Genomic DNA, 6,197 nt, shown 5'->3' with positions numbered 1-6,197 from the left:
AGCTACATCGCCGGCCTCCACCTCCGTGCCTCAATGATCTGGATCAACGACCTGCTGGAGGCAACTGGATGATCACAACGTCACACAGGCCCTAGCACTGCGGTCCAGGTTCATGATCCCGTGCCAGGGGCGACCGGGAACGGGTTCACACAGTCCCTGCACCGCCGAGTCGCCATCTCGCAGCAGAAATGGACCACTTGAGCCGCTCCGTCGATTGCCCGGGTCGGCTTATCAGAGCGGGTGGGACGGACGGCAGAGATGGCTCATGCCCACCGCAACGGCAAGAGTGCCTACGTCTTTCCGCCACCGCGCGGCGGTCCGCATATGTCTCCGGTCGTGAACCGCCGGACAGCACCCAGGGTTACCTCGCTGCCCATGGGTCCGGAGACGGCTTCAGGCCGAAGGCGCCGTCGAGTCGTGCCTGGACAGCCTTGAGGCTCTTGATCCCTTCGTCGAACGTGTGCCACCCCCGCAGCGCCTGTCCAGCCTCCTGAGGCGACTGGATCAGCGTGTCCTCGGGCGCCGAATCGAGGACCTCACGCGCGCCCTCATCGAGGTCCTCGATGGCGGCCGACCAGGCCGTCCGGGCCTTGGGGTCGGGGAGGGAACCGAACAGCCGGGCCGTGCTGAGCGCCTCCATGAGACCACCGAAGTCCAGTGTCACCAGCTCCATGTCTGCACTGGGGCGGCCGCCTTCCTGAGCCTCCACCGCTTCCGTGATCAAGCTGACCATCGCCGTCTCACCTCCGAACGCGTACCAACTGTCGACCGCCTCAGCAATCTCGACGGCAGTAGTCGGTGTGGGCGCCGCGGTCGGAGACGGGGGCGGGGACAAGGTCGCCGCCGGGGTCGGTTGCGCGGCCCGCGTGTCGCCGCCCTCGGCCGGGTCGGAGCCGGCTCCCCCGCAGGCGCTGAGCAGTACAGCCGTGACGACCGTGAGCAGCAGCGCTGCGCGGACACGCCCTGGCCGGTTCATCGCCAGGTCCTGGTGGTCGGGGCGGTGGGCAGCCGGACTCGAACAGCCACGCTCGCACCCCCACGTACTCATCGTGCGCCCGAGCTCCTGCGTCCTTCGCATCGCGGCACTTCCCCTCATCCGGCATGGGGAATTCAGGCCCCCACGGTGATCTAAGCGGCCCGTGCACGACCGCCCCATCGACGCTAGGGCGAAGCAGAACATTCCACCAGCGACTGAATTAACTGGCAGCCATGCGTCATGGGAATGGGTAGGCGGGACGGAAGGGTGGCTCGTGTTCGACATCGATACGCTGCGGCTACCGGCGCCCCTGGCCGGGACAAGGTCTCTCACCAAGGCAGCGGTCAGCCTCGACTACGCACAGCCGCCGATCTCCCGACGCATCGCATCGCTGGAGCAGGAAGCTGGCGAACCACGCTGTGAGAGGCTCCCGAGGGGACCTACGGCGAACCCGCCAGGCCGCCCCGCGTACCGGCACTCCGTGGATGTCCTCGACCACCTGGCCCATACAGAGCGGGAGTTGGCCGTACTGCACGAGGAGGCACGGTGGGTTACTGCCCATAGGGGCACTCCTCACCGCCAACACCGCGTTGGCGCCTGCCGCCCCGCGGGCATTCAGGCAAGCCCGACCGTATGTCGAGGTCATCGCGGTCAAAGGCCGCAGCGGCGCGCTCGCGGCCCTGCTCGCGGATGGAGCGGCGACCGCACGGGGCGCTGGATCTGGCCGTGGTCAGCGACCCCCACTGCGGGCTGGCCTCTGTCCACGCAGCAGCCACGACACCGCTCTACGAAGACACATCGCCCCTCGCCCTCCCCCACAGGCATCCCCTGGCCGCAGCCGACGTGACCGATCTGCTCGAACTGCGCGACGAGGCCTGGCTGCAGGACGCGTACGGGACCGTGCCACGATGCTCGCCGACGCCTGCGCCCAGGCGGGCTTCGCCCTCAGAAAGGTCATCCGGATCGCGGAGCAGACGGGAACGTTCGCTTACGTGGCCGCGGGCCCTGGCGTCGCGCTGGTCCCGTCGCCGGCCGCCAGGGCGGTTCCGGACGGGCTCGTGTCGGCCCGCCTCACCGACCCAGCTCCACGCCGGACCCCGCACGTCTCCCCGCCCACCACCCTGCTGCCGGCAGCGCTGCCCCTGCGCGACGTTGCTCCAGTATGGAGACTCAGCACCTCGAAGCATGCGAGCCGGCGTCGCGTCACGCCCTACTCGTCCGGGTCCCAGGCCAGGAGCTGATCGAAGAGACGCCGGTCGCCGTCGACCTTCAGGGAATCCACCGGAATACGGCCGTACAAGGCCAGGACCAGCTCACCGGCCGTGCCCCGGAGGGAGGCGTCGGCCGCGTCCAAGTCCTCGCCGGCAGCGGTGGCAGGCCCGGTGCCGGGTTCGGGGAGGCGGGCGCTCCGTGCTCCGTCGGCGGAGAGTGTGAGGCGCCAGGAACTGCCCTCGGTGGCGTGGTAGTCGACGGCGGCGGGATCGTGCGGCCAGGCGCTCGTCGTCGCGCAGCAGGTGGACAGGAACTCATCGACACCGTCGAGTGTCACCTCGTCCGGCAGCGGCTGCGGGACGCCGACAGAGATCTGAGCGTCGTAGGTGTGCAGCGCGATCTCCTGGAGCTGATGTCGCGCTGCGGCACCGGCGGTCTGCGGCGACTGCGACGTATCCCACCAGGTCCAGCAGCCGCGATCCGGGCCGGACTCCCGCAGTGCGTCCAGTAGCTGCTGCGCGGAGGCGGACCACCAGTCCAGCAGTGCCTCGCGCTCCCGAGGCGCAGCCGGAACACCCCATGCGGACCTGGCCGCAGGAGCGTCGGCAGGCCCAGCGCCGACGATGGCGGCCCACTTGCGGCGCCCCTCGCCCAAATGCTGCACCAGATCGAACAGTGTCCACTCGGGGCAGGTCGGCACCTGCACCTCAAGGCTGGGCGCCGAGGCGACCGCGGCGCGGAAGGCCGTCGACCGTTCGTCTATGAGCCGTAGCAGATCGGGGAACTCCAGAGTCTTTTGCACTCCGCGTGTCTATCACCGTGCTCCAGCAACCGACAGCGATTTCCGCAGCTGACGCGGCAAGCGCACGGCTCGGACCGCGCGCTCGGACGACGCGGCGCCCTCATTCTGAAGCGATCGTAGGTGGTGGACAGGGTCTGGGCTGTCTGTCGGCCACTGCCGAACGCCCGTTGGCGGTCACCCTCGTACGTCCTCACCAGCATGGACTCAGGTCAGGTCAGGGTCTGGGCGGTGTACAGGGCGCCGACGGCTGCGGCGAGAGTGCCGAGCAGAAGCCGTAGGGCTCGTTCGGGCAGGCGGGGTTGGAGGCGTGCGCCGAGGTAGCCGCCGATCAGTCCGCCCGCGCCGCAGGCCAGCCCGAGCTCCCAGTCCGGGGCGACGTCCCCGGCGCTCACCAACGACAGCAGCGCGTAGGCGCCGGCGCCGACAAGAGAGGTGGCGAACGTGGCGGCAAGCGCGGCCGGGGCCACGCGTGCGACGGGCAGGCCGCGTCCGCAGAGGATCGGTCCGAGGAGGGAGCCGCCCCCGATGCCGTAGATACCTCCGACCACTCCGACCGCCACGGCGAGTCCGGTGAGTGTGCGAGGGGTCAGCTCTCTTGCGGACGGCCGCTGGTGTGCCGGGGCCAGGGTGCGCAGACACAGCCACAGCCCGAGCGGCAGCAGCAGGGCTGCGATCAACAGCCGGAAGACACTCGGGCCGGGAATGGCGAAGACGCGGATGGCGGCCCCGAGCACGACACCGGGAAGGGTGCCCAGCACCAGTCGTCGGGCAAGGTCTCCGCGCAGGGCGCCGTCGCGGCGGTAACGCCACAGAGCACCAGGTCCGGCGACGACGTTGAACAGCAGGTTGGTCGGGGTGACCGCGGGGTTGGGCACACCGAAGACACTCAGTTGGACCGGCAGGAGGAACACCGCGCCGGACACACCGACCGGGGCGGTCACGGTCGCGAGCAGCAGGCCGGCGGCCAGCCCTCCCGCCAGTGTCCAGTCCACCGCTTTCCCCCCGCCTGTCGATCGCCTGGCCAGTATCAACGCCCCGGGCGATGGTGAGGACGGCCTGCAACGAGATGTTCATCGGGGCTCTCTTTGGTGGCGTGGAGACCCCGGCTGAAGCAGATCAGAACGGGAGGAAACCGCCACACGCCCTACTCCTGAGTCACACAGCGTCATACCAAGGCTTGTTCGCTGCCCAATGCCGGACCCAGCCCGCGAAGCCAGGCTCCGCAGTGGTGAACCCGAACTGCTCGCCGAAGGGGACAGCACCGACGTCACTGATCAGCCAGATGTGCCCTCGGTGAGGCCCCGTGACGATGAGATGCCAGTTCATCGCGCACCCATCGGTGCCGAGCACGATCGAGCCGTGGTTACAGACCTGTTCCAGGAGCTCGTCAGCATCCTCGGACGGGTCCGACTCGTCCTCCCACATCCATGCCTTCACCAACGGGAACGGCTTACTCAGATCGCGCTCCTGCTCGTCATCGCCCCAGTCCTCTGGCAGCTCCGCCACCGACAGCAGCCCGTACTCGGGCGGCCCGGAGTACGAACCATCCGTTATCTCAGCGACGAAGGTCCGATACAGCTCGGGCAGCACGATCCCGTGTTCTGCCTCGAAGGCATACACCGCCTCCCACCCAAGAGCCGACTCGCCTCCGTCATCGACGCTGAACGGCGCACAAAGCTCCGCCAACTCAGCAGGATCAGCTTGATCAGTATTCATGCGGCAATGGATACCACCCCTCGGTGACAACACCCCGCGCGCTGCGGCACCACCGCCTGCCCCTTGCCAACCCCCTGTCCCAGAAAGATCACACCCCTGTCTCAATTCTCAGCGCCTCCCCCTTCCCCGTCTCCATGAGCGGCCCTGCCCATCCACGTGGAGCCTCTGGGCGTCCACCCGGACATCGCCCGTGCGGCGCTGCGCCCGAAAGGCACGGCAAGGAACCTCAACCCGAACATCTGTCGTGACCATGGGCACGCGGCGGGCGCCCGCCGTGACGGGCGGGCCCAGAAGGAGCCGCCGGGCGGGACAGCGGTGAGCCTGAGGACCACGGTCTGGGCCAGTCCCCGGGGAGGCCTCACCACCAAGATCTATCTCGCGTGCGAAGAAGGTCAACGCGCGCTCTTGTCATCGGGAGTGTCGAAGGCCCGCCGAAGCGGCTGGGGTCAGCGGTTGCCGGTCCAGACGATCCGGTCCGCGAAGCCGCCGCGCTCACTCGCCTTGCTCTCGCGGATCCTCTCCAACTGTTCCGCGCCGACTCCCAGGACCGCTGCGAGCGCGTGCACCACCTCCAGCACGTCCGCGAGTTCCTCCGGTGCCCTGGCATCATCAGCCTCCAGGAACTCGGTGACCTCCTCGCCGAGCTTCTCCCGCAGACGGGTGCGGTACTCCTCCGGGCCCGCGATGTAGGTGAAAGGCTCGGCCCCGTCCTCGCGAATAATCTGCGGAATCCGGTCCCGCACCAACTTGCCGTACCCACCCTTACGGTTCACCGACTGCTCCCCCGCACCCATCAACCCGAGGCGGACCCCGACGGCCGCCCTTTCATGCCGAGGAAGCCTAAGCACCTCACCCCACCACTCACCATGCGAACCGCCATTCCCACCCGTGCAGGTACACGACGGCTCAGAATCAGCATCGGCTACACGAAAGCGGGCGCTGAACCCCGTCGGCAGGGGCCGTCCGATGCGGCGGCAGGTTCATAGCCTCCGAGCGGCCATTCCACGTCTGACCTGTGCAACCACCGCTCACCTGTTCTCGTCGGTTCCCCTGCCGGTGTCAACTGGGCGGGTGCTATTGAGATGTGGGATCACGGCGAGGAGGAGCCCTGCTTGAACTCACCGCGCTCATCCGGGAGTTGCACCGGCGACTGATCGCTGCGATGGCCGACGGATCCACACAGCCGGTGTGACGGGCAGGGTCCCTAGCGAGGCCGGGTATGGGCAGAGCCTGCTGGTGGAGGACGACCCTGACCGGCCTGGCCCTGGTCCTCACCGAGTACGTCGAGGGCGATGTCATCCGCCACAGCGAGATCTTCACCCCGCTCCGGGCCCACGACCTGCCGGTCGGACATACCGTCACGGTCCTGGAGGACATGGGAATCTTCCTGGACGACAGTGAGCCCACCTTCGAACGCTGGCTCGCCGAGCGCCTGGAAGGACTCGCGCCCGGCATCGGCGCGGAGGCCGAGCGCTGGACCCGGACCCTGCG

Annotated in this window: 6 protein-coding genes; 1 reads left to right on the top strand and 5 read right to left on the bottom strand. The window is 68.6% G+C overall.

Annotated elements, in window-relative coordinates; genetic code table 11:
- Positions 1 to 361 precede the first annotated feature (361 nt).
- Positions 362 to 976: a hypothetical protein gene (locus tag ACZ5VD_RS40345; protein WP_468685416.1), complete on the bottom strand. Its 615-nt coding sequence runs from the start codon at positions 974 to 976 to the stop codon at positions 362 to 364.
- A 163-nt stretch (positions 977 to 1,139) separates the two neighbouring features.
- Between ACZ5VD_RS40345 and ACZ5VD_RS40340 the strand changes: the two genes are divergently transcribed.
- Complete coding sequence (locus ACZ5VD_RS40340; protein WP_468685415.1) at positions 1,140 to 1,823, top strand: LysR family transcriptional regulator; 684 nt, start codon at positions 1,140 to 1,142, stop codon at positions 1,821 to 1,823.
- Between the two features lie 363 nt (positions 1,824 to 2,186).
- Here the strand turns inward: ACZ5VD_RS40340 and ACZ5VD_RS40335 are convergent, their stop codons facing one another.
- The 4 genes from ACZ5VD_RS40335 to ACZ5VD_RS40320 all read right to left on the bottom strand — a co-directional run bounded on the left by ACZ5VD_RS40335 (position 2,187) and on the right by ACZ5VD_RS40320 (position 5,479).
- Positions 2,187 to 2,990 carry a maleylpyruvate isomerase family mycothiol-dependent enzyme gene (locus ACZ5VD_RS40335; RefSeq protein ID WP_468685413.1) on the bottom strand — a complete coding sequence of 268 codons (804 nt, stop codon included), beginning with the start codon at positions 2,988 to 2,990 and terminating at the stop codon, positions 2,187 to 2,189.
- 209 nt (positions 2,991 to 3,199) lie between these two features.
- A complete protein-coding gene (locus ACZ5VD_RS40330; protein WP_468685411.1) occupies positions 3,200 to 3,982 on the bottom strand; it encodes a sulfite exporter TauE/SafE family protein in 783 nt (260 codons plus the stop codon).
- Positions 3,983 to 4,145: 163 nt separating this feature from the next.
- Positions 4,146 to 4,706, bottom strand: coding sequence for an SMI1/KNR4 family protein (locus tag ACZ5VD_RS40325; RefSeq protein WP_468685409.1), 561 nt, complete (start codon positions 4,704 to 4,706; stop codon positions 4,146 to 4,148).
- Positions 4,707 to 5,152: 446 nt separating this feature from the next.
- The gene (locus tag ACZ5VD_RS40320) at positions 5,153 to 5,479 is read right to left on the bottom strand and encodes a pyrophosphohydrolase domain-containing protein (RefSeq protein ID WP_468555099.1); all 327 of its coding nucleotides are present in this window, start codon (positions 5,477 to 5,479) and stop codon (positions 5,153 to 5,155) included.
- Positions 5,480 to 6,197 lie beyond the last annotated feature (718 nt).

This window comes from Streptomyces sp. NPDC032822 (assembly GCF_055578825.1).
The sequence above is the reverse complement of the archived record's forward strand: the minus strand, read 5'-3'. Positions and strand labels throughout refer to the sequence as shown.